The 21,651-nt window shown below is 41.6% G+C and carries 21 protein-coding genes; 15 read left to right on the forward strand and 6 right to left on the reverse strand.

Annotation, left to right across the window (positions count from 1 at the left end; translation table 11 throughout):
• Window positions 1–35 precede the first annotated feature (35 nt).
• The 15 genes from ASE55_RS02895 (at window position 36) to ASE55_RS02960 (ending at window position 15,387) form a co-directional block, all read left to right on the forward strand.
• Window positions 36–2,099 (forward strand): vWA domain-containing protein, encoded by a 2,064-nt coding sequence (locus tag ASE55_RS02895; protein WP_056215318.1) that lies wholly within the window; start codon window positions 36–38, stop codon window positions 2,097–2,099.
• A gap of 136 nt (window positions 2,100–2,235) precedes the next feature.
• Entirely contained in the window at window positions 2,236–2,739 is a 504-nt protein-coding gene (locus tag ASE55_RS02900; protein WP_056215322.1) for a GbsR/MarR family transcriptional regulator, read from the forward strand.
• A gap of 85 nt (window positions 2,740–2,824) precedes the next feature.
• A complete protein-coding gene (locus ASE55_RS02905) occupies window positions 2,825–3,169 on the forward strand; it encodes a hypothetical protein (protein WP_056215324.1) in 345 nt (114 codons plus the stop codon).
• Window positions 3,170–3,178: 9 nt separating this feature from the next.
• Window positions 3,179–3,583, forward strand: a complete 405-nt coding sequence (locus tag ASE55_RS02910) for a hypothetical protein (protein WP_056215326.1) — start codon at window positions 3,179–3,181, stop codon at window positions 3,581–3,583.
• A gap of 158 nt (window positions 3,584–3,741) precedes the next feature.
• Entirely contained in the window at window positions 3,742–4,158 is a 417-nt protein-coding gene (locus ASE55_RS02915) for a hypothetical protein (protein ID WP_056215329.1), read from the forward strand.
• Window positions 4,145–4,957, forward strand: coding sequence for a DCC1-like thiol-disulfide oxidoreductase family protein (locus ASE55_RS02920; RefSeq protein ID WP_056215332.1), 813 nt, complete (start codon window positions 4,145–4,147; stop codon window positions 4,955–4,957). The genes ASE55_RS02915 and ASE55_RS02920 overlap by 14 nt, the downstream gene beginning before the upstream one ends.
• 27 nt (window positions 4,958–4,984) lie before the next feature.
• Window positions 4,985–5,443, forward strand: a complete 459-nt coding sequence (locus ASE55_RS02925; RefSeq protein WP_056215335.1) for an SRPBCC family protein — start codon at window positions 4,985–4,987, stop codon at window positions 5,441–5,443.
• A gap of 87 nt (window positions 5,444–5,530) precedes the next feature.
• Window positions 5,531–5,821 carry an NAD-dependent epimerase/dehydratase family protein gene (locus ASE55_RS20820; RefSeq protein ID WP_317041542.1) on the forward strand — a complete coding sequence of 97 codons (291 nt, stop codon included), beginning with the start codon at window positions 5,531–5,533 and terminating at the stop codon, window positions 5,819–5,821.
• On the forward strand, window positions 5,755–6,396 hold the full coding sequence (locus tag ASE55_RS02930; RefSeq protein WP_317041546.1) for an epimerase: 642 nt from the start codon (window positions 5,755–5,757) through the stop codon (window positions 6,394–6,396). The genes ASE55_RS20820 and ASE55_RS02930 overlap by 67 nt, the downstream gene beginning before the upstream one ends.
• Before the next feature lie 121 nt (window positions 6,397–6,517).
• On the forward strand, window positions 6,518–7,960 hold the full coding sequence (locus ASE55_RS02935; RefSeq protein ID WP_056215336.1) for an alpha-L-fucosidase: 1,443 nt from the start codon (window positions 6,518–6,520) through the stop codon (window positions 7,958–7,960).
• The gene (locus tag ASE55_RS02940) at window positions 7,960–10,617 is read left to right on the forward strand and encodes a beta-glucosidase (protein WP_056215341.1); all 2,658 of its coding nucleotides are present in this window, start codon (window positions 7,960–7,962) and stop codon (window positions 10,615–10,617) included. The genes ASE55_RS02935 and ASE55_RS02940 overlap by 1 nt, the downstream gene beginning before the upstream one ends.
• Window positions 10,618–10,726: 109 nt before the next feature.
• Window positions 10,727–12,040, forward strand: a complete 1,314-nt coding sequence (locus ASE55_RS02945) for a PQQ-dependent sugar dehydrogenase (RefSeq protein WP_056215343.1) — start codon at window positions 10,727–10,729, stop codon at window positions 12,038–12,040.
• Window positions 12,041–12,392: 352 nt separating this feature from the next.
• Window positions 12,393–13,781: a dihydrolipoyl dehydrogenase gene (gene lpdA / locus ASE55_RS02950; protein ID WP_056215345.1), complete on the forward strand. Its 1,389-nt coding sequence runs from the start codon at window positions 12,393–12,395 to the stop codon at window positions 13,779–13,781.
• Window positions 13,782–13,815: 34 nt separating this feature from the next.
• On the forward strand, window positions 13,816–14,430 hold the full coding sequence (locus ASE55_RS02955; RefSeq protein WP_056215348.1) for a PH domain-containing protein: 615 nt from the start codon (window positions 13,816–13,818) through the stop codon (window positions 14,428–14,430).
• A gap of 147 nt (window positions 14,431–14,577) precedes the next feature.
• Window positions 14,578–15,387 carry a patatin-like phospholipase family protein gene (locus tag ASE55_RS02960; RefSeq protein ID WP_056215351.1) on the forward strand — a complete coding sequence of 270 codons (810 nt, stop codon included), beginning with the start codon at window positions 14,578–14,580 and terminating at the stop codon, window positions 15,385–15,387.
• 75 nt (window positions 15,388–15,462) lie between these two features.
• On the opposite strand, the gene ASE55_RS02965 is transcribed toward ASE55_RS02960, so the two are convergent.
• From ASE55_RS02965 to ASE55_RS02990, 6 genes are all read right to left on the reverse strand, one after another.
• Window positions 15,463–15,915 (reverse strand): hypothetical protein, encoded by a 453-nt coding sequence (locus ASE55_RS02965; RefSeq protein ID WP_056215353.1) that lies wholly within the window; start codon window positions 15,913–15,915, stop codon window positions 15,463–15,465.
• Between the two features lie 40 nt (window positions 15,916–15,955).
• Window positions 15,956–16,675 carry an ABC transporter ATP-binding protein gene (locus tag ASE55_RS02970; protein ID WP_056215356.1) on the reverse strand — a complete coding sequence of 240 codons (720 nt, stop codon included), beginning with the start codon at window positions 16,673–16,675 and terminating at the stop codon, window positions 15,956–15,958.
• Window positions 16,676–16,757: 82 nt separating this feature from the next.
• Complete coding sequence (locus ASE55_RS02975; RefSeq protein WP_056215359.1) at window positions 16,758–17,345, reverse strand: hypothetical protein; 588 nt, start codon at window positions 17,343–17,345, stop codon at window positions 16,758–16,760.
• A gap of 584 nt (window positions 17,346–17,929) precedes the next feature.
• On the reverse strand, window positions 17,930–19,123 hold the full coding sequence (locus ASE55_RS02980; RefSeq protein WP_056215361.1) for a hypothetical protein: 1,194 nt from the start codon (window positions 19,121–19,123) through the stop codon (window positions 17,930–17,932).
• Window positions 19,104–20,210 (reverse strand): UDP-galactopyranose mutase, encoded by a 1,107-nt coding sequence (gene glf / locus ASE55_RS02985; RefSeq protein ID WP_056215365.1) that lies wholly within the window; start codon window positions 20,208–20,210, stop codon window positions 19,104–19,106. Before glf ends, ASE55_RS02980 begins: the two co-directional genes overlap by 20 nt.
• The gene (locus ASE55_RS02990) at window positions 20,203–21,300 is read right to left on the reverse strand and encodes a glycosyltransferase family 1 protein (RefSeq protein WP_056215368.1); all 1,098 of its coding nucleotides are present in this window, start codon (window positions 21,298–21,300) and stop codon (window positions 20,203–20,205) included. Before ASE55_RS02990 ends, glf begins: the two co-directional genes overlap by 8 nt.
• Window positions 21,301–21,651: the final 351 nt, after the last annotated feature.

Below are 21,651 nucleotides of genomic sequence, written 5' to 3' on the forward strand. Positions count from 1 at the left end.
ATAATGGATTGTATAAGATTATTAAAATAATACATATGAAAAAAATAGGGACAACACTCCTGGCTTTGGCTTCACTCGCAGGCTGCAAAACCAAAACAGTTTCAGATTCACCTAAAGAATCAAAAACATTAAGTATTGAAAAAGACAGGGACCGGGACGGGATAAAGAACAGCCGCGATAAATGTCCGGAAGCTGCCGGACCTGCTGAAAATAAAGGCTGTCCATGGCCGGATATGGACAGTGATGAAACTCCTGATAAAGACGATGCATGCAAAGAGATGGCCGGGCCTGTTGAAAACAACGGATGCCCGTGGCCCGAGACGGATGGAGACGGAGTGATTGATAAAGACGATGCATGCCCTGCAGTAGCCGGTCCTGCCGAAAATAACGGATGCCCGTGGCCGGATACGGATGCCGACGGTATCCTGGATAAAGACGATGCATGCCCTACCGTTCCCGGACTGCCGGAATACAACGGCTGCCCGAAACCTAAAAAGTTGACTGCCTCAGAAGTTGAATATTCATTTGAAAGTGTGGTTGTAACCGGTTCACAAAAAAAGCAGCCGCGTCTTTCATCAAAACCGGTAAAACCTGTAAAGCAGGCTAAAGCGGCTACCGATAACAAAGTATACAGTAAAAAAATAACAACGGTAAAAGGGAAAAAAGGGCCCAGGCAACTCAGCAACACCGACGAAGAATACAATGCACTGGTAGAAAACCCTTTTGAAACGGCGAAAAACCAGCCGCTGTCTACCTTTTCCATTGATGTGGACAATGCTTCCTACTCAAATATCAGAAGAATGATCAATTACGGGAATGTTGTGGATAAAGATGCTGTAAGAGTAGAGGAAATGATGAACTATTTCACGTACGGTTACCCTCAGCCGGAAAACAGGCAGCCTTTTTCCATCAATACAGAATACAGCGATGCACCCTGGAATCCCGGGCATAAGCTTTTAAAAATAGGGCTTCAGGGTAAAAATATCGCAATGGATGACCTGCCGCAGTCCAATATTATTTTCCTGATCGATGTTTCTGGTTCTATGGATGAAAGCAATAAGCTTCCGCTGCTGAAATCTTCTCTGAAGGTACTGCTGAACCAGCTGAGGCCGCAGGATAAAGTAGGAATTGTGGTGTATGCCGGAAATGCCGGAATGGTGCTGGCCCCGACTTCCGCAGCAGAAAAAGAGACCATTATCAATGCTTTGGACCATCTGCAGGCAGGCGGAAGTACGGCAGGCGGAGCCGGAATTGAACTGGCTTATAAACTGGCGAAGGAAAATTTCATCAAAGGCGGGAATAACCGTGTGGTCCTGGCAACAGACGGGGATTTCAATGTGGGGGTTTCTTCTGAAAAAGACCTGGAAACGTTGATCGAAGAAAAAAGAAAGACGGGGATCTTCCTTACCTGCCTCGGGTACGGAATGGGTAATTACAAAGACAACCGCCTGGAAATCCTTGCCGACAAAGGAAACGGCAACTATGCTTATATTGATAACCTGCAGGAAGCCAATAAGTTTCTGGGGAGGGAATTTGCGGGAAGCATGTACGCAATTGCAAAAGACGTAAAAATCCAGATTGAATTTAACCCGAAATGGGTGAAGTCTTATCGGTTAATCGGGTATGAAAACAGGAAACTGAGAAATGAAGATTTTACGGATGATAAGATTGACGCGGGAGAGCTGGGAAGCGGGCATACCGTAACGGCCCTGTATGAAGTTGTTCCGGCGGGTGTAAATTCAGAGTTCGCTCCGAAAGAAACCAAATTAAAATATGCTCCGGCGTCAGGTACTCAGAATTTCGGAGATGAGCTGGCCACCATAAAATTCAGGTATAAAAAGCCGGATGGCGATACCAGTTCAGAAATGGTAAAAGTGGTAAAGAACACCGCAGAACAGCTGGCGCAGGCAAGTCCGGATTACAAATTCGCCTCTTCGGTGGCATGGTTCGGGCTGGTGCTGAGACAGTCGAAATTAATTAAAGAAAAAGATCTTCAGAAAATCGAAGGTCTCGCAAAAGAGGGTAAAAACACAGATGAAGAAGGCTACCGTTCTGAATTTATAAGGTTAGTTCAAAGTTATCAGTCAGTTCAGAAGTAGTTGTCAGCAGGCATTGGAAACGGTGCCTGCTTTATTTTAATCAGGAAAAAAAGAATAATAAAAATAAACTTTCAAATATTATTGAAAGTTCAAAAAATATAATTACATTTGTATAAGAAATTAAAAGTTGAATACAATGACACTTTCAGAAGCCAAAGAAAAATACATTCAGACGTGGGGGACATTTGCTACGAATTGGGGAATCAACCGTACCATGGCGCAGGTGCATGCTTTGCTTCTGGCAACCGGAAAACCTTTATCTACCGATGAGGTAATGGAGCAGCTGGAAATTTCCAGAGGAAATGCCAACATGAATCTTAGGGCCCTGATGGACTGGGGAATTGTAAAGAAAGAATTTGTAAAAGGTGACCGGAAAGAATATTTCACCGCCGAAAAAGATGTCTGGTTTCTATTCAAGCAGATTACCAAAGAACGCAGGAAAAGAGAGATTGAACCGGTGATTTCCTTTCTGGAAGAACTGAAGAACATTGAAGACGGGAATTCTGAAGAAGCAAAAGAATTTATTAAATTAATGGATGAATTCAGTTCCGTAACCGGGAAAATCAATAACATCATGGATCTGGCCATTAAAAGCGATGACCACTGGCTGGTAGGCAAGATCACCAACTTATTAAAATAAATAAGCAGATAAGATAAAAAGGACTCAGTTCCTTTTTTATTTCAGGTAAACTTTCAATAATTACTGAAAATATAATATTTATAAGATGTTCAATATCCTTTCATACCTGCTTTTTCTTTTGGTGAGCTCATACATCACGGTGGATGTGGGAAGGAGGTGTTATCAGGCAGGAAAGTATTATCTGGAATATCTGATCCACGATTCACAGCTCTGCCAGACCATCAACAGGATCCTGTTAGGCTGTTATTACCTGATCAACCTCGGATATATTGCAGTCAGCCTGACTAGCTGGGAGCAGGTAAATTCTATAGGGCAGCTTTTGGCCGTAACGGCTGTACGCATCGGAAATATGGTTCTGATTCTGTGTATCCTGCATTACATCAACATTTTTACCCTTTATTTTTTAAGAAAAAATTTAACCATAAAATAAAAAACGATTATGACAGCAGCCATCCTAACCACAGCAACGTACAATTTTTCAGCGTACATGATTTATTTACCGGTAGTTATCGTGCTTACCGTATTGGTTTCACAGTTCCTGTTCAGGAATTCCAAAACCTTCATGATGGATATTTTTCACCAGAAAGAAGACATCGCCATGGCCACAAATTCACTGTTCAAGATTGGCTTTTACCTCCTGAACATCGGTTTTGCCCTCTGTATTATCGAACTGTACACGATTACGACAATGGAAAACCTGGTCGTGAGCCTGAGTGAAAAAATCGGGAAATTTTCAATTTATCTGGGCGTAATGATGCTTCTTAACCTGTTGCTTTTCTTAAAAGGACGCAAACACGCTGTTAACAAAGACAAACAAATCAGAAATGAAAACACTGCTCTTTAAAATCTGGATGTATTTTACTTTTAAAATGCAGAATAAAAGAACCCGCGGGGATTTTTTAAACCTTTAAACTGATAGCCATGAAAAATATCATCATTCATCTGTTTCTGATTTTATATTTCGGAAGCAAAAATCGGAAAATAACCTTTTAAATTACAGCCATGAGAACGTTTGTTAAACATGAATCCAATATTCAGCTGATATTGATTTTATTATTGATCTCAACTATTATTGCAGCCGTAATTTCAGGAACAGATTTCTTTGGTGTTGCATGTATTGCTGAATTTTTTCTCATTGCTTTAGTGCAATATACATTTAATGTTATTAAATATTTAAGTCCGGAATATGTAAATACAGATGCAAGAAAAGTTTATATGTTTCTTTCGACATATGTTATTTCGGGCTTTTTAATCTGGATTATATTGATATTTTTTCCAAACAGAGATCTTGCATTCAAAAACTTATCTGAACTTTTATGCTTATCATGGCTGGTTCTTTCACCGTTACTAATTGTTATTTCTTTAAGTATAAGTGTCTCCGATTTTAATTTAAAAAAACAAAACCATGAAAACACTTAAAAACCATACCCTCATCTACGACAACGAATGCCCGATGTGCAATGTCTATTCGGATGGCTTTATTAAAGCCGGAATGCTTGATGCCAACGGAAGGCAGGCTTTTACGGAACTGACCCTCAATAATAAAAATACAATCGATTTCCGCCGGGCAAAAAATGAAATCGCTTTAATTGATCACGAAAAAAATAAAGTAATATACGGTTTGGATAGTCTGCTTCTGATCATTGGAAACTCCTTTCCGATATTGGCGAAAATTGCCAGGGTACAACCGCTGTACTGGTTTTTTAAAAAGCTGTATTCTTTTGTTTCTTACAACAGAAAGCAGATTATTCCGTCAGGAAAAGATCATACAGAGCAAGCGTGTATCCCGGATTTTAATCTGAAATACAGACTGGCTTACCTTATATTTGTGGTGGTGGTTTCATCCTACGTTTTGAGTTTGTTTACAGCGAAATCAGGATTAGGTTTAAATCAGAATTTTCTCAGGGAATTTATAATCTGTTTAGGGCAGATAGGCTGGCAGACCATATTTTTGAGAACTTATTTAAAAGAAAAAATAGGGGATTATCTTGGAAATATCATGACGGTTTCGCTGATCGGGACCCTGCTTTTAATCCCGGCTTTATTTACGGATTTTAATCCTGTTTTTTACCTGATGTATTTCGGGATTGTAGTTTCCATCATGTTTCTGGAACATATAAGAAGATGTAAAATATTGAAACTGAATTTCCTTCCGACTGTTTCATGGCTGATTTTCAGAATAACCGTTCTGGCAATAATCATATGGATAAGTTTTTAACAGCAACTGAGTACTAATTATAAGAAAATGTCAATAATCCATTTACAGACTGTCATCAAAGCCGATATACAAACAGTTTTTGACCTGGCAAGAGACATTGACCTGCACCAGAAATCAACTTTTAAAACAGGTGAGAAAGCGATTGCGGGAAGAACTTCCGGCTTAATAGAACAGGGGGAAACAGTAACCTGGAGAGCAAAGCATTTAGGCTTTTACCAGACGCATACTTCGGAAATTATAAATATGGAAAAACCAGATCAGTTCACGGATATCATGTTGAAAGGGACCTTTAAATCTCTCAGGCACCAGCATATTTTCAGGCAGGAAGGAGAAAATACCGTCATGACCGATATTTTTGAATTTGAATCTCCGCTGGGCATCATCGGAAAACTGTTTAACAGGTTCTTCCTTAAAAATTATATGACTGGTTTTCTTCTCGAACGGAATAAATTAATCAAAGCAACTGCAGAGATTAAAACCCGATAAAAGCAAAGGTAATCATCATATTGAATTGTAAAGGAAAGCTTTATAAAGTGTCTGACTCAGTATTTTTTAATATCAAAACTCAAAAAAATGAAAATAATCATCGCCGCCGGAACCGGATTCTTAGGCAGAAACCTTGAAAAATATTGTACAGGAAAAGGGCATCAGGTCCATATTCTGACCCGGAACCCGAAACGTAAAAATGAAATCTACTGGGATGCCAAAACATTGGGAGCATGGAAAGACCTGCTTGAAAATGCGGATGTCCTGATTAATCTTACGAGGAAAATAAAAAGGAAATATATTCTTCAAGGATTGACAGTACAAAAGTACTTCAGCAGGCTGTGGATCAGTGTGCCAATAAACCCGGACTGTGGCTGAATGCAAGCTCCGCAACTGCCTATATCCATTCCGAAACGCGTTTGAATACGGAAGAAAACGGAATTATCGGTGATGATTTTTCCATGAATATCTGTAAAATCTGGGAGAAAGAATTTTTCAGGGTCAACAGTGGAAATATGAGAAAAGCAGCCTTGCGGACTTCCATTGTTTTAGGAAATAACGGCGGTGCTTTCCCCAAACTGAAAATGATCACAAAACTGGGGCTGGGCGGGAAGCAGGGACCGGGAACCCAGAAAGTAAGTTGGATTCATATTGATGATTTCTGCAGAGCGGTAGAATTCATTATCAATAACAGAAATATTTCAGGCGCAGTGAATGTAACCGCACCGGAACCGTTGACCAATGCACATTTTATGAGCAGATTAAGAAAACAAATGAAAATGCCGTTCGGGCTGAATGCTCCGGTCTGGCAACTGAAAATCGCATCCGTATTCCTCAGGACAGAAACTGAGCTGCTGCTGAAAAGCAGGAACGTCTATCCTGAAAAATTAATCCGTAACGGTTTTGAATTTATGTTTCCGAATATTGAATCTGCATTTCAGGATTTGATTTAAACAGATCCAGGCACGCTCAAAACTCAATTATTTGAAATTAAAAAATGATGCCTTCACACATCCTAAATTAAAGTTTTGCGGTTTCATCAAATGATGATTAAATTAGCGCAAACAAACATAGATGTCAACCCAGCAAAAAACGAAGACCCTATTTCTTTCATCCTTATTCCTTTCCTCCGCTTTGTTTTCACAGGCACACAACGTTTCCGAAGGCTATCAAAAGCCAGATGATCCTCTGGTGATGCAGAATCTTGAAGAATGGCAGGACCTGAAATTCGGGCTGTTCATGCATTGGGGAACCTACAGCCAGTGGGGAATTGTGGAAAGCTGGAGTTTATGCCCGGAAGACGAATCCTGGACACAGCGCAGGCCGGAACACGGGAAATCATACAGTGAATATGTGGAAAACTACGAAAACCTGCAGAAAACGTTCAATCCGACACAGTTTGATCCGCAAAAATGGGCAGACGCAACAAAGAAAGCCGGAATGAAATATGTGGTTTTTACCACCAAGCACCACGACGGTTTCGCGATGTTTGACACCCAAGAATCTGATTATAAAATCACGTCTCCGAATACACCTTTTTCCAGAAATCCGAAAGCGGATGTTACGAAAGAAATCTTCAGTACCTTCAGAAAAGAAGGATTTAAGATCGGGGCCTACTTTTCAAAACCCGACTGGCATTCCGATGATTACTGGTGGCCGTATTTTCCGCCGAAAGACCGCAACGTTAATTACGATCCGAAAAAATACCCTGAACGATGGGGAAATTTTAAAAAATTCACTTTTAATCAGCTTAACGAAATTACTTCCAATTACGGAAAAATCGATATCCTGTGGTTAGACGGAGGCTGGGTGCGGCCTTTTCATACCATTGACCCGAAAGTGGAATGGCAGAGAACCATTAAGGTGGAACAGGATATTGATATGGATAAAATAGGAATGATGGCCCGGAAAAACCAGCCCGGCATTATCGTGGTAGACCGTACCGTTCCCGGAAAATGGGAAAATTACGTCACACCAGAACAGGCCGTTCCGGAGCATGCCCTTTCCATTCCGTGGGAAAGCTGCATCACCATGGGCGATTCCTTTTCCTATGTCCCGAATGACCATTACAAAACTTCACAGAAAATCATTGAAACCTTAATCAAAATCATTTCAAGAGGCGGGAATTACCTGATGAATATTGCCCCCGGCCCCAACGGCGATTATGATCCGGTAGTGTATGAACGGTTAAAAGAAATTTCAGGCTGGATGGAGAAAAACCGGTCTGCCGTCTTTGCCACAAGAAGCATAGCACCCTATCATGAGGGGGATTTTTATTATACGCAGAGCAAAGATCAGAAAACGGTCAACGTTTTTCATATGGATGATAAGGCAGATTACCGTTCTCCTGCAACATTAAAGTTCACTGTTCCTGAAAATTTTAACCCTCGTTCTGTAAAGGTATTAGGGCTTCCGGGTAAAATTAAATGGAAGAAATCCGGAAACTCAATTGAAATAAATATGCCTGAAGAAAGAGCCCGGTTAAAATATTCAACCGTAATCCAACTGACACAATAATGAAATTAAGAAGTACATTAATAGCAGTTTCATTGTTGGCTTCCGTTTTTATCGCGGCCCAGAAACCATTATACAAAGACCCGAAACAGCCTGTGGAAGCCAGAATTAAGGACCTGCTTCAACGCATGACACCTGAAGAAAAATTCTGGCAGTGTTTCATGATCCCCGGAGATCTGGATAACGTTCCCAAAGGCCGGTATGCCCACGGAATCTTCGGACTGCAGGTGAGTGCCGGAAATCAGGGCGGCGGTGCTGCCGGGCAGCTTTTAACCTATAATGCTAATGAAGATGCAGAAAGGCTGGCAAAGAAAATCAATGCGATTCAGAAATATTTTGTGGAAGAATCCAGATTAGGAATTCCGATCATCCCATTTGACGAAGCCCTGCACGGGCTGATGCGCGAAGGAGCCACCGCTTTTCCACAGGCAATCGGTTTATCGGCAACTTTCAATCCTGAATTGATTAAAGAAATTTCGGGTGCAATTGCCAGGGAATCAAAACTGAGAGGAATCCGTCAGATTCTGACGCCGGTGGTCAATCTCGCAAGCGATGTCCGGTGGGGGAGAACAGAGGAAACCTATGGAGAAGACCCTTTTTTGACTTCGGTGATGGGCGTAAGTTTTGTCAGTTCCTTTGAAAACCAGGGAATCATTACCACACCGAAACACTTTTTAGCCAACGTCGGCGAAGGCGGCCGGGATTCATATCCCATTCACTGGAGCCAAAGGTACCTGGAAGAGACCCATTTAATTCCTTTTAAAAAAGCTTTTAAAGAAGGGAAGAGCAGATCTGTCATGACTGCATATAATCTGCTGGACGGAAGGCCCTCAACGGCAAATCACTGGCTGCTGACCGAAAAACTGAAGAAAGATTGGGATTTTAAAGGATTTGTGATCAGTGATGCCAGTGCGGTAGGCGGTGCCAACGTGCTGCATTTTACGGCAAAGGATTATGACGATGCTTCTGCCCAGGCGGTCAATGCAGGGCTGGATGTGATTTTCCAGACCGAGTATCAGCATTATAAATTATTTATGCCCCCGTTTCTGGACGGCAGGATTTCAAAAGAACGGATTGATGATGCGGTAACACGGGTGTTAAGGGCGAAATTTGAATTGGGATTATTTGAAAATCCTTATGTTTCCGATGCCGATGTTGCCGCATTAAAGAAAATCAACCACAAGCCGCTGGCTGAAAAAGCGGCCGGTGAATCTTTTGTTTTGCTTCAAAACAACAACCGGACATTACCGGTTTCTGAGAAAGTGAAAAAAATTCTGGTGATTGGGACCGATGCTGCCGATGCAAGACTGGGAGGCTATTCCGGGCCGGGAAACAAAAAAGTGAGTATCCTGGACGGCATTAAAAATTTCGTTAAAAATAAAAATATCGAGATTACCTATTCAAAAGGAATCGACTGGAACCTGAAGGAATTTGTTGCTGTTCCCACAGAATTTCTGTCGTCAGAAAATCAGCAAGGATTAAAAGGGCATTACTTTTCCAATTCTGATTTAAAAGGAAATCCGGCATTTGAAAAACAGGACGGACAGATTAATTTCAAGTGGACTTTATATTCCCCGGATCCTGAAAAACTGCAGCCGGACAATTACAGTGTACGCTGGACAGGAAAACTGGAAGCCCCAAACTCCGGGAAATACCAGTTTGGATTACGCGGAAATGACGGCTTCAGGCTTTATGTTAATGGGAAACTGATGATTGACAATTGGGAAAAGCTGGGCTATTCTACAAAAACAGCAGATATGGATCTTGTAAAAGGTCAGAAATACGATATTACTGTTGAGTTCCGTGAAAACAGAGGCGAAGCCAACATCGAACTAATCTGGAATTACGGACTGCATGATTACCGTAAAGATTTTAATGAAGCGTTACAGCTGGCCGGACAGGCAGATTATATCATCGTGACTGCCGGAATCCATGAAGGGGAATTCCAGGACCGCTCTTCGCTGAGCCTTCCGGGAAATCAGGAGGAATTTATACATGAGGTGTCCAGATTAAATAAACCGATAACGATTGTTTTGGTCGGAGGTTCGGCGATAAAAACTACCGCATGGAAAGATAAAGTCGGAGCCATTCTGGATGTCTGGTATCCCGGTGAAGAAGGCGGAAATGCCGTTGTCAAAGTGCTCTTCGGAGCAGAAAACCCATCCGGGAAACTGCCGGTTACATTCCCGGTTGAAGAAGGGCAGCTGCCTTTGACGTATAATCATCACCCGACAGGAAGAGGAAATGACTATTATGATCTCAGTGGTGAACCTTTATATCCGTTCGGTTTCGGATTGAGCTATACCACTTTTGAAATTTCGGATTTAAAACTCAATAAAGCAGATTACACCGAAAACGAAACAATTACGGCAAAGATCACAGTAAAAAATACAGGCCTGAAAGCAGGAAGCGAAGTGGTTCAGCTGTATGTGAAAGATCTGCTGGCTTCAATGTCAAGGCCTGTCTTGGAAATGAAAGGTTTCAAAAAAGTACATCTGCAGCCGGGAGAAACAAAGCAAATTACCATTGAAGTTCCGGTGAAAGAACTGCAGTTTCTGGATTCAACAATGAATTGGGTAACCGAAAAAGGAACCTACCGGATTATGGTGGGGAATTCATCTAAAAATTTAACTTTAAAGCAGAATATTGAGGTTAAATAAAGGTTTAAACAGAATTTTACCATTCGGATATTGCAGCCGTTTTCTTTTTAGGGAACGGTTTTTGCAACTTCTGAAGCAAAATATTTCAACATACCACATCATTTAATCTATGAAAAAATATATCCTATCGGCAGCCACACTGCTTTTCTTCAGCTGTAAAGAAAATAAAAATCAAACCGCCTCGGGAACGGATGAAGTCGCTACCAAAACAGATACCCTGAAGTTGCCGGCACCCGACGAGAAAAATGCTAAAAACAAGTTCAGTAACGTAATTGGATGGCCTGCCGGAAAGGCTCCGACCGCGCCTGAAGGTTTTACGGTGACCCGTTTTGCGGAAAATATTAAAAGTCCGCGAAACATGATCCAGGCTGCAAACGGTGATATCTTTGTCGTACTTTCAAATTCCGAGCGTACAAAAACGGAAAAAATAAAAAATGACATCAGCGGAAAAAGTGATGCCGAAGTCGGCGGGAAATCGGCCAACCGGATTATTCTTTACAGGGATGCCAATAAAGACGGGGTAGCAGAATCATCTTCTGTTTTCCTGGATAATCTGAACCAGCCGTACGGAATGCTGATTATCAAGGACAAATTTTACGTTGCCAACACAGACGGGCTCTGGGTTTACCCGTATCAGGAAGGCGAAACGAAAATCACGAAGCCCGGAAAGAAAATTGTGAGTCTTCCTGCCGGAGGCTATAACAACCACTGGACAAGGAATTTAATTGCTAATAAAGACCAGTCGAAAATCTATATTTCTGTAGGATCCGGAAGCAATGTCGGTGAAAACGGAATGGAATACGAAGTAAGAAGGGCCAATATCCTGGAAGTGAACCCTGACGGTAGCGGCGAGAAAATCTATGCGGCGGGGCTTAGAAACCCTGTTGGGATGAGCTGGAATCCTGCAACCGGAGAATTATGGACCGTTGTTAATGAAAGAGATGAATTGGGTGACGAATTGGTTCCCGATTATCTGACGAGTGTTAAGCAGAATGCATTTTACGGCTGGCCGTATGCCTATTTCGGGAAAAATGAAGACCCGAGGAGAAAAGGGGAAAAACCGGATCTTGTTGCCAAAACAATAGTTCCGGATGTTCCGCTTGGTTCCCATACTGCGTCGTTAGGCCTGTCTTTTTACACAGGAAATCAGTTTCCGGAAAAGTATAAAAACGGAGCGTTCATCGGGCAGCACGGTTCATGGAACCGGTCTTCACTCGTAGGGTATCAGGTAGCGTTTGTGCCTTTTGCCAACGGAAAAGCATCAGGTTCATATCAGCCGTTTTTAACCGGATTTATCGCGAATGAAGAAAAAGGAGATGTATACGGAAGGCCTGTAGGGGTTTTACAGATTGCCGACGGTTCACTGCTGGTTGCGGATGACGTAAGCGGAATTGTCTGGAGAGTAGCGTATGCTAAAAAGTAATAAATATATAGATTTAAATAATAAGAAAAGAGGATGCGAAAGTATTCTCTTTTTTGGTTTAAAGCTCAGTGAACCGGAACAGAAGCATCAGAAATAATTATTATCAATTTCCTTTTCAAACAGTAAATCAGGCTGATTAAATACACAGTTTATCAAGCAGAAAAGTACAGTCAGATAACAGAGTCACCGGCAGCTGTTATTAATAATCATAAATCTTTAGGCAAAGCCGTTAAAAACCTGGTCCGGTGTAAACGGCAGCTTTACAAATGCAGGCAGAAAAGCTTTATTCAATACCTCCCCGAATCATTGTAATCCAATATTTTTCCTTAAATTCGCATAAAATTTTATACTAATGAACTACGATATTATTGTCATCGGAAGTGGTCCTGGAGGATATGTTACAGCGATCAGAGCAGCACAGCTGGGTTTTAAAACTGCTATTATCGAGAAAGAAAACTTAGGAGGGATCTGCCTGAACTGGGGATGTATTCCGACGAAAGCTTTGTTGAAGTCTGCTCAGGTATTTCATTACATCAACCATGCTGAAGATTACGGACTGAATAAAGTGGAGGCCGGATTCGAGTTTCCGAACGTAATCCAGAGAAGCCGTGGGGTTGCCAATAAAATGAGCAAGGGAATTGAATTCCTGATGAAAAAGAACAAAATCGACGTAATCCTGGGAACAGCCAAAGTTCAGAAAGGGAAAAAAGTTTCCGTAACGGATAAAGAAGGTAAGGTTACTGAATATTCAGGTACCCATATCATTATCGCTACCGGAGCACGTTCAAGAGAATTGCCGAACCTGCCGCAGGACGGTAAAAAAGTAATCGGATACAGACAGGCACTGTCTTTACCGGAGCAGCCGAAATCTATGATCGTAGTAGGTTCAGGGGCAATCGGGGTAGAGTTTGCCGATTTTTATAATACCATGGGAACAAAAGTAACGGTAGTTGAATTTATGCCGAACATCGTTCCTGTAGAAGACGAAGAAATCTCCAAGCACCTGGAGAAATCCCTTAAGAAAACCGGTATCGAAATCATGACGAATGCTTCTGTGGAAAGCGTTGATACCAGCGGGGAAGGTGTTAAAGCAACCGTAAAAACAGCCAAAGGAAACATCACGCTGGAAGCGGATATCCTATTGTCTGCCGTAGGTATTGCTGCCAATATTGAAAACATCGGCCTTGAAGAAGTGGGCATCCAGACGGATAAAGGAAGAGTGCTGGTAAACGAATGGTACGAAACTTCAGTACCGGGTTACTATGCGATCGGAGATTTGATCCCGACTCAGGCTTTGGCACACGTTGCTTCTGCCGAAGGTATTACCTGCGTAGAGAAAATCAAGGGAATGCATGTTGAGAAAATTGATTACGGCAATATCCCGGGATGTACATACTGCCACCCTGAAGTAGCTTCTGTAGGCCTTACTGAAAAGCAGGCGAAGGAAAAAGGTTACGAAATCAAAGTAGGGAAGTTCCCTCTTTCTGCCAGCGGAAAAGCTACAGCCAACGGAAATACGGACGGTTTCATCAAAGTTATTTTCGATGCAAAATACGGGGAGTGGTTAGGTTGCCACATGATCGGTGACGGTGTTACGGATATGGTGGCGGAAGCGGTAGTCGCAAGAAAGCTGGAAACTACAGGCCATGAGATCATCAAATCCATCCACCCGCACCCAACGGTTTCTGAAGCCATTATGGAAGCAGCAGCAGCGGCTTACGGTGAAGTGATCCACATTTAATAATACCATAACCAACTAATAACTCAATAAAGGTATGTTTAAGAAATTAGCGGCAGAAGCATTAGGTTTAGGCGACATCGGTAAGATTATCCCTTCCCAGGACTACGATAAGGTAGACTCGGATGATTATATCTTATCTGAAGACAATGAGAAAATTTTCTTCCTGATTAAATCCAAAAGGGATGAATACTGTTTTACCAACAGGGCTTTGATCCATATTGACGGAGCAAGTGCTCTGGACAGAAAGAGAGTGCTGAGAAGATATGAATATTATCAGTTTCCTTTTTCCAATGTTGTTTTACAGACTGCAGGAACTATTGACCTGGATGTTGAAATTTCATTCAATATCGGAAATGTCCCTTTGATGATCAGCGTGGCGAAAGGCCAGATTGATCAGCTGAAAGACCTTTATAAAGCAATTTTAGCAATTCAGCAGGTGGTGCATCATAACGAGTCTTTACTGACTTTCTCCAATGACAGTTTAGTGAAAGCGGTAGCTACTGTAGCATCCGGCAAGCAGGAAAATGTTTCTAAAAGCCAGGAACTGAAGACCATCAACGAATATATTTTCGCATGGAATACCACCAGTTTCGACAGATATACCCAAAAGGATTTTTCTAAAATCTTTGAAAAGTATATTGATAATTAAGATTTCAATTTAATCATAAAGAAAACCACAGATTTTGTCTGTGGTTTTTTATTTGTATAATTTTATGAACTGTTAAATTATAATTAAAGAACAGCATTTCGGCATATTAATCCTGCTTTTTTATTTCTGTTTTCTTAATTTTATGTAATGAATTCAGAAAAGACCGGGCTTGTTTTATCCGGAGGCGGTACCAAAGGTATTGCCCATGCAGGCGTTTTAAAGTTTCTCAGGGAAAAGGATATCGAAGTAGACCTCCTTTCCTGCTGCAGCGCAGGTTCCATTGTGGGCTGCCTCCACGCTGTAGGGAAAACACCGGAAGAAATCCTGGATTTCTTTAATTCCATTTATTTTTTCAACTGGAAACATTTTGCATTCAATAAGCCGGGACTGGTTTCATCCGTTATTTTCAGGAATTACCTCCATCCCGTTTTCGGAGATATGAAACTGGGCGACCTTGATAAAGAAGTACGGATTGTAGCCACGGAGCTGGTAACCGGAACTGAGAAGATCTTTGATCCGGATTTCAAAGTGGTGGATGCCATTATTGCCTCATGTTCCATCCCCGGAATTACCACACCCTACATCATCAACGGTGAAATGTACTGTGACGGAGGCGTCCTGAATAACTTTCCTGCCGATATCATCAGGGAAGATTGTGATAAGATGATTGGTGTCTTTGTATCTCCGCCCCACAATATTAAGATTGATGACCTGAAGTCCATTAAAGCTATTGTATCCCGTTCCTATGACCTGCTTTCATACCGGGTGGAGAAAATTAAGTTTAACTATTGCGACTGGTTTATTTCATCCCAGGAACTGTCAAGCTACGGAACTTTTGAAAGAAGGAAAGACCGGCTGGAAAAAATCTTTGATATCGGATACCGCGCTGCCAAAGAAAGCTTTAATGAGAGCAGTTTCCAGCTGATGCAGCCATCCACACCAGAGAAGGCCGTCTGAATTTATCGATTATCTTTTATAATCATCAACTGAAAACAACCCAAAAAAACACCCACTTAAAGGCGGGAGTTTCTGTTAATATTTTACTACATTTCCATCCTGGTTGACAATGGTTTTTCCGTTCTGGTCATTTACGTAAAGCGTATAGGGCGCTTTTTTCGCATTATCCGTGAGGTAATTTCTCTCGACCTGATACGTATAGCCGTTGTTGTTAAACTCAAAATAATAATTTCCGCCGGTACCGTCCGTAATTACTTCCCCGTCACTGATGATCATGCTCGGTTTTGAAGTGATTTTCCCGTTAGCCGGCCAGGACTGGTAAAGATACTTTCCGTTAGGCTGCCGGTCTATTTTTATCTTAAACTTTTTCGTTTTGATGATAACGGATTTCGGAACATGCTGATAGAGTACAGTCCCGTTAACCGAAGTAAGATGAGACGGATTGCCGTTATGGTTATGGGCATAAACCAAAGAAAACTGTGCGATGCACAACGCCCCGAATAAAACCTTTTTAATCATGTTGATCATTGCTTATTGTTGATGCTTAAGCCCATCAAATTTAAAGCCATTAAAAATCTGCTGCAGAAGTTTCAGTCTGGGTATAGTGGGCAAAAGCTTCTTCCAGGCTTCCGAATTTTCCTTTAAACTCATCCACGGCACAGTCCTGAAGAATATTCCCTTTATGGATCAGGATCACGCGCGAACAGAGTGCTTCTACTTCCTGCATGATGTGGGTGGAAAGCAGCACGGTTTTCTGCTGTCCTATTTCTTTAACCACGTTCCGGATTTCTATGATCTGGTTCGGGTCAAGGCCGTTAGTCGGTTCATCCAGGATCAGTAAATCAGGCTGATGGATAATGGCCTGGGCAAGGCCTATCCTTTGCTTGTATCCTTTGGAAAGTTGTCCGATCTTCTTGCTTTTCTCAGGTGTAATGCCTACGAGCTGAATCACTTCATCCACCCGGGATTCCGGGATTTTATGGATATTCGCTACAAACTGCAGGTATTCTTTAACGTACATTTCCAGATACAGCGGGTTGTTTTCAGGCAGGAAACCGATTTTTTTCTTTGTTTCGATTTCATGTTCCGTAATGTTTTTCCCGTTAAAAATTATTTCACCTTCATCAATTTTCAGTGCACCGACAATAGATTTCATCAGGGTTGATTTTCCCGCACCGTTCGGGCCCAGAAGGCCGATGATTTCATTGTTGTCAATCGAAATGCTGATCTTGTTAAGGGCGGTCTGTTCACCGAATTTTTTGGTTAATTGATTTATCTGAAGAGACATAATGTATATGGACTTTTTGCAAAAATAAAAATAAAAAGCTCATTCCGGAGAATGAGCTGTGTTAATATTACGAAAATACCGATTATTTTCTGGGCTTTCTGTTTTTGCTACTGGTCGTGCTGCTTTTGCCGCTGTTATTGCTGTTTAACGCTGCTGCATTGGAAGATGAAGCCGTGTTTACAGGGTTAACAGGCGTCATGCCGGCGGTTTTGTCATACAGGGACGATTTTCCGTTTACCTTTCCGAAGATCTTATCGATCTGCTTTTTGTTCAGTACCTGGGATTTCCCTACGTACTTCCTGTTTTTATTGATGTACTGGATGAACTGAACGGTAGGCTGTCCGAAGTTCTTGTCAAAATGAAGCTCTACGATGTCATTGGGAAGCTCCAGGACGATATTACCCTCAGGCGTATCAATAAACCCGTTGGTGATCAGTTCATATAAACCTGAAACATCTCTGTTAAGGTTCTGAAATGAAAAAGACCGGAAGGTATTCAGATTGGCAGTATTCAGATCCTGATAATTGATGGTAAATTTATCTTCTTTTTTATATAAACCTACAGAATTGTCTTTACCGATTTCTACCAGGGTAACGTTTTTCAGCACTTTAATCTGTGAGAAAGCCGAAATTCCGAATAAGCATGTGAAGAGTAGAATTATTTTTCTCATAAGGCGATTTTAATGTTTATGTCTGATGATCTAATTAACAAAATAAAAATATAAAAAACAATTTTTTATTTCTTAGGCAAAAGTAACAAATTTTTTTGTTTACAGATTATTAAAATCAAATATCTGTAATTTTATTCATCATTATTTGAATTATTTTAGTGTCTTGATATTCAGTATGATATGATCGATATAATTTATATATGCTTTAAAAATGTATTGAAGAGTATACCATGTGTTTTTACTAATCAGTTCAGAATCAAGAGTTAATATTTATTTTATCCTGAAAAAAAACTAATGTGTAATGAATATTAATTTTATGTAAAAAAATTAATTTATGATTAAATGATTAATCTGCTCCCGAATTAATAGCTTGGCAATTAGAAAGTTCGTATGGTATATCAAATAAATATTCCCCTGAAAATAGTTCAGGGGAATATTAAATTTGAATCTTAAAATGTTTAATAATTTTAAAACCGCGATAAATTTATCTTGTAAAATAATTATTGCAGATTTTTTAATGACGGATTAACATCATCTTAAATAACCTAGTGTTTTAAAATTTTCAATACGAACTTTAAAATCTTTTACATTTCTTCCAGGATATATACTTCCGAGGCAGCCAGTGTTTCCTGGAATTCCTGGATTGCCACAAGGCTTTCGTGATGAATCTCTCTTTCCAGGGTTTCAGGATTATGGATGTCCCAAACCCCGCTGTGGTGCCAGTTCAGCGGGAAATCCCAGTCCGGGCGGTCAATGATCGGGTAGATACAGCAGCCCAGCAGCGGAATACCGCTTTTTAAAATAGACGCACATTCTTCGCTGATCATCTTCAGCCATGCATACCTCTTTTCTCCTGCCATGCTGGTTTCCGAAATCACAATAGGCCTTCCGTATCTTATAAATACCTCATCAACAAGCGAATGAAGACTTTTCCAGAAAGGGCTTGCCGGTGTTTCATCCCACGGGATATACTGATGGTCGGTCACCGTCCACTGGTTGTCACAGTAGAAGTTAACCCCTATGATATCAAGGTATTCCGGTTTTCCTCTCAGTTCGGGGCACATTTTCCCGCTGAGAATATCCAGTACCTGAAACTGCTCCTGATGTTTCTCATTGGCGTGCAGTACAAGCGCGGTGTCTGACAGGTCAGGGGAAACGATGTGGATCAACGGTTCGGTACTCATGATCCGTACTTCGGGATCAATCTCTTTCATGCTTTCAATTCCTTCAATATAGGCTTTCATCAGCTTATATTTCACTTCCCATCCCTGGTGTATGCAGTAGGGGCTTGTTCCCCTTGCGTCACCGCCCAGCCAGGATAAAAAGCTGACTTCATTAATGGGCGTAACTACCAGATCACCGTCAGGGCAGATGCTCCTGTATTTCTGGACAAAAGCCCTGCACAGGTGTGAAAACCTTCGGGCAAACATCGGGTGTAAAGGTGTAAGATCATCCGGAAACCCGAAATGGCAGATGTCCCAGATCACCTCAATGTCATTTTCCTTTGCACAGGTAATCATATCTTCCACCTGGCTCCAGTCATACTGAAAAGGTGTTTTTTCTACATGGCTCCAGCGGATGCCTTCCCGCACCGTACTGATGCCGATATCACGGAGCCTTTTATAATCTTCATCAATAAAAAGGTCGTGCCCGGTCAGGTCAATAAGGTCAACCCGCTCACCGAAAGCATTCTGGTGGTCGGCACATTCAAATCCGGCCATGATGAATGACCGGAAATTTTTTTCAAAATTCCTGTACTTAGTATTGGGTTCCGTCATCTTCTTTTGTCATCTTTTTGAATAAAGCCAGCGACTGGGCAACTACCTGGTCCATATTGTAATATTTGTAGGTCCCGAGACGGCCGGTGAAATATACATCAGGGGTTTCTTCCGCCAGTTTTTTATACTGGTTGTACACTTCCTGGTTCTCTTTCCGCGGAATCGGGTAGTAGGGATCACCCTCTGCCTTCGGATATTCATAAACAATAGCCGTCTTGTGGTGAACCTGCCCGGTAAGGTGCTTAAATTCAGTAATTCTCGTATACAGGTTGGAGGTAGGATAATTAACGGTTCCGGTCTGCTGGTAATTTTCAGTATCCAGAGTTTCAAAATGGAAATCGATGGAACGGTAAGGCAGCTTTCCGTAGCGGTAATCAAAATACGTATCGATAGGCCCTGTATAGATCAGCTTTTTATGCGGAATAATATCAACGATATCCTTGTAATTCGTATTCAGCATGATGTGGATGTTTTCGTGAGAAAGCATCTTTTTAAACATGTCGGTATAGCCGTTTTTCGGCATGGCCTGGAAGGTATCCGTAAAATACCGGTCGTCCTTATTGGTCCGCGTAGGAACCCTTGCGGTAACTGAGGCATCCAGTTCAGAAGGATCAAGATCCCATTGTTTTTTGGTATAGCCGCGGAAAAATTTTTCATACAGTTCTTTTCCTACCGCATTCAGCACCACGTCTTCAGAAGTGAGTACGGGCTTCCGCTGTTCGGCTTTCGATGCCAGAAAATCCACCACTTCATCAGAGGTCAGGTTTTTCCCGTATAATGTATTGATGGTGGTCAGGTTAATGGGAATCGGTACCAGTTGCCCGTCCACACTGCCCAGTACACGATGTTCGTAAGGGCGCCATTCCGTGAAATTGGTAAGGTAAGAAAATACCTCTTCAGAATTGGTGTGGAAAATGTGCGGGCCGTATTTATGGATCAGGATTCCCTCTTTGTTATAATAATCATAAGCATTTCCGGCAATATGGTCACGCTTATCTACAATTAATACTTTTTTTCCGGCATTCGCCAGTCGTTCTGCCAGGACTGATCCGGCAAAGCCGCAGCCGACAATCAGGAAATCATACATAGATACCGTTGCTTTTTTTTACGTTGTTAATCAATACATTCATTTTCTCAAAAGTGTTGTCCCAGGAATCATCGGCCAGAAATTCATCAACTTTCATCAGCCATTCCTTTTTGGATTTTTTAGCCAGCTCCTCTTCACCGTACATGATAAAGGTATCGGCATCACTGGCAATATACACCATGTTTTCTTCGCCATAAGGCTTTACGACATCTTTTATCGGTGTGGAAATCACCGGAAGTCCTGCGGCAAGGTATTCAGGGGTTTTGGTAGGGCTGATGAACTCTGTGGATTCATTCAGGGCAAATAACACAAGCGCAATATCCCAGTGGCTGATGTATTGCGGGAGCTCTTCATATTTCTTCGGGCCCAGGTAATGGATGTTCTCCGCTCTCGGAAGGTCGTCCGGATTAATTTTTACCACAGGGCCGATGATCACAAAATGCCAGTCCGGTTTTCTTTCCGAAACTTCCCTTAACAATTCGATATCAAAACGTTCATCGATAACGCCGTAAAACCCAAACCTCGGGTGTGGAATCTCTTTCTGGTCTGCAGGCTCGGTTCTGTTGTACCGGGCAGCCTGAAAATGTTCCTTATCAATACTGCTTGGGAAAGGATGGATGTTGTGGTGGCGGTCTTTCTTGGCCTGATAAAGCGTGTGTCCGCCCGTAAAGACTACATTTGCCTTTTTAAAGAGCTCATTTTCCAGCGGCAGAAGCTGCGGCGGTGCAAAACGGAAAGCCGAAAGCTCATCCATAGAATCATAAACGGTTACCTGCGGTACCAGATGAGCCGTGTATTCCAGGGCCATCGGGGTATAGTACCAGCAAATGAATTCCTTTATGTTCCGTTCTGCAATGAACCGGTCAATCAGTTTTTTCAATCTTCCGTTGCGGTCTGCATCCCGGTCATCTACAAACAGGGAAACAATTGAGATACCGTCCTGCTGCGCAATTTCATAGGCATCTGATCCATGGCGCGGCTCTTCAAAATAATAGACATGGTACTGTCTGGCGAAACGACTGAGCAAATGTTGCGGTCGCTGATACACGAAATTCCAGTGTAGGTGGCTGAAACATAAAATATTCTGCATATAATTTGGGGTATTATTGCAGTTCAGAATGGTTAAAAATCCCCGGCCTGCTTTGCACGAGAATAGTGAAAGAATGCCGCGAATCGGGTGGTGTAATCTGAACTGTCTTGTAAAACTATTATATAAAAAGCAGTTATTTTATGAACAAGATCATAAAAGATATTCATATTATTGTTTATATAAAGCTTGATTTTTTTAAATCTGTAATGATTTATCAATTCGGATGTATAAACAGACAATATCCTGCAGACATTTTATTAAATCAACAGATCAGTTTTCCAAAGTAACCTGAAAAAAAATACCGCATAAGGCTTTGCGGTATCTGATGTTATTATGATGTCTTATCTGCAG

The organism is Chryseobacterium sp. Leaf201 (genome assembly GCF_001421435.1).
In the GTDB taxonomy this organism is placed as follows: domain Bacteria; phylum Bacteroidota; class Bacteroidia; order Flavobacteriales; family Weeksellaceae; genus Chryseobacterium.

What these genes read in the sequence shown, in the direction of transcription:
- ASE55_RS02895 (WP_056215318.1), top strand. Translation starts at nt 36, where the DNA reads ATGAAAAAAATAGGGACAACACTCCTGGCTTTGGCTTCACTCGCAGGC.
- ASE55_RS02900 (WP_056215322.1), top strand. Translation starts at nt 2,236, where the DNA reads ATGACACTTTCAGAAGCCAAAGAAAAATACATTCAGACGTGGGGGACA.
- ASE55_RS02905 (WP_056215324.1), top strand. Translation starts at nt 2,825, where the DNA reads ATGTTCAATATCCTTTCATACCTGCTTTTTCTTTTGGTGAGCTCATAC.
- ASE55_RS02910 (WP_056215326.1), top strand. Translation starts at nt 3,179, where the DNA reads ATGACAGCAGCCATCCTAACCACAGCAACGTACAATTTTTCAGCGTAC.
- ASE55_RS02915 (WP_056215329.1), top strand. Translation starts at nt 3,742, where the DNA reads ATGAGAACGTTTGTTAAACATGAATCCAATATTCAGCTGATATTGATT.
- ASE55_RS02920 (WP_056215332.1), top strand. Translation starts at nt 4,145, where the DNA reads ATGAAAACACTTAAAAACCATACCCTCATCTACGACAACGAATGCCCG.
- ASE55_RS02925 (WP_056215335.1), top strand. Translation starts at nt 4,985, where the DNA reads ATGTCAATAATCCATTTACAGACTGTCATCAAAGCCGATATACAAACA.
- ASE55_RS20820 (WP_317041542.1), top strand. Translation starts at nt 5,531, where the DNA reads ATGAAAATAATCATCGCCGCCGGAACCGGATTCTTAGGCAGAAACCTT.
- ASE55_RS02935 (WP_056215336.1), top strand. Translation starts at nt 6,518, where the DNA reads ATGTCAACCCAGCAAAAAACGAAGACCCTATTTCTTTCATCCTTATTC.
- ASE55_RS02940 (WP_056215341.1), top strand. Translation starts at nt 7,960, where the DNA reads ATGAAATTAAGAAGTACATTAATAGCAGTTTCATTGTTGGCTTCCGTT.
- ASE55_RS02945 (WP_056215343.1), top strand. Translation starts at nt 10,727, where the DNA reads ATGAAAAAATATATCCTATCGGCAGCCACACTGCTTTTCTTCAGCTGT.
- lpdA (WP_056215345.1), top strand. Translation starts at nt 12,393, where the DNA reads ATGAACTACGATATTATTGTCATCGGAAGTGGTCCTGGAGGATATGTT.
- ASE55_RS02955 (WP_056215348.1), top strand. Translation starts at nt 13,816, where the DNA reads ATGTTTAAGAAATTAGCGGCAGAAGCATTAGGTTTAGGCGACATCGGT.
- ASE55_RS02960 (WP_056215351.1), top strand. Translation starts at nt 14,578, where the DNA reads ATGAATTCAGAAAAGACCGGGCTTGTTTTATCCGGAGGCGGTACCAAA.
- ASE55_RS02965 (WP_056215353.1), bottom strand. Translation starts at nt 15,915, where the DNA reads ATGATCAACATGATTAAAAAGGTTTTATTCGGGGCGTTGTGCATCGCA.
- ASE55_RS02970 (WP_056215356.1), bottom strand. Translation starts at nt 16,675, where the DNA reads ATGTCTCTTCAGATAAATCAATTAACCAAAAAATTCGGTGAACAGACC.
- ASE55_RS02975 (WP_056215359.1), bottom strand. Translation starts at nt 17,345, where the DNA reads ATGAGAAAAATAATTCTACTCTTCACATGCTTATTCGGAATTTCGGCT.
- ASE55_RS02980 (WP_056215361.1), bottom strand. Translation starts at nt 19,123, where the DNA reads ATGACGGAACCCAATACTAAGTACAGGAATTTTGAAAAAAATTTCCGG.
- glf (WP_056215365.1), bottom strand. Translation starts at nt 20,210, where the DNA reads ATGTATGATTTCCTGATTGTCGGCTGCGGCTTTGCCGGATCAGTCCTG.
- ASE55_RS02990 (WP_056215368.1), bottom strand. Translation starts at nt 21,300, where the DNA reads ATGCAGAATATTTTATGTTTCAGCCACCTACACTGGAATTTCGTGTAT.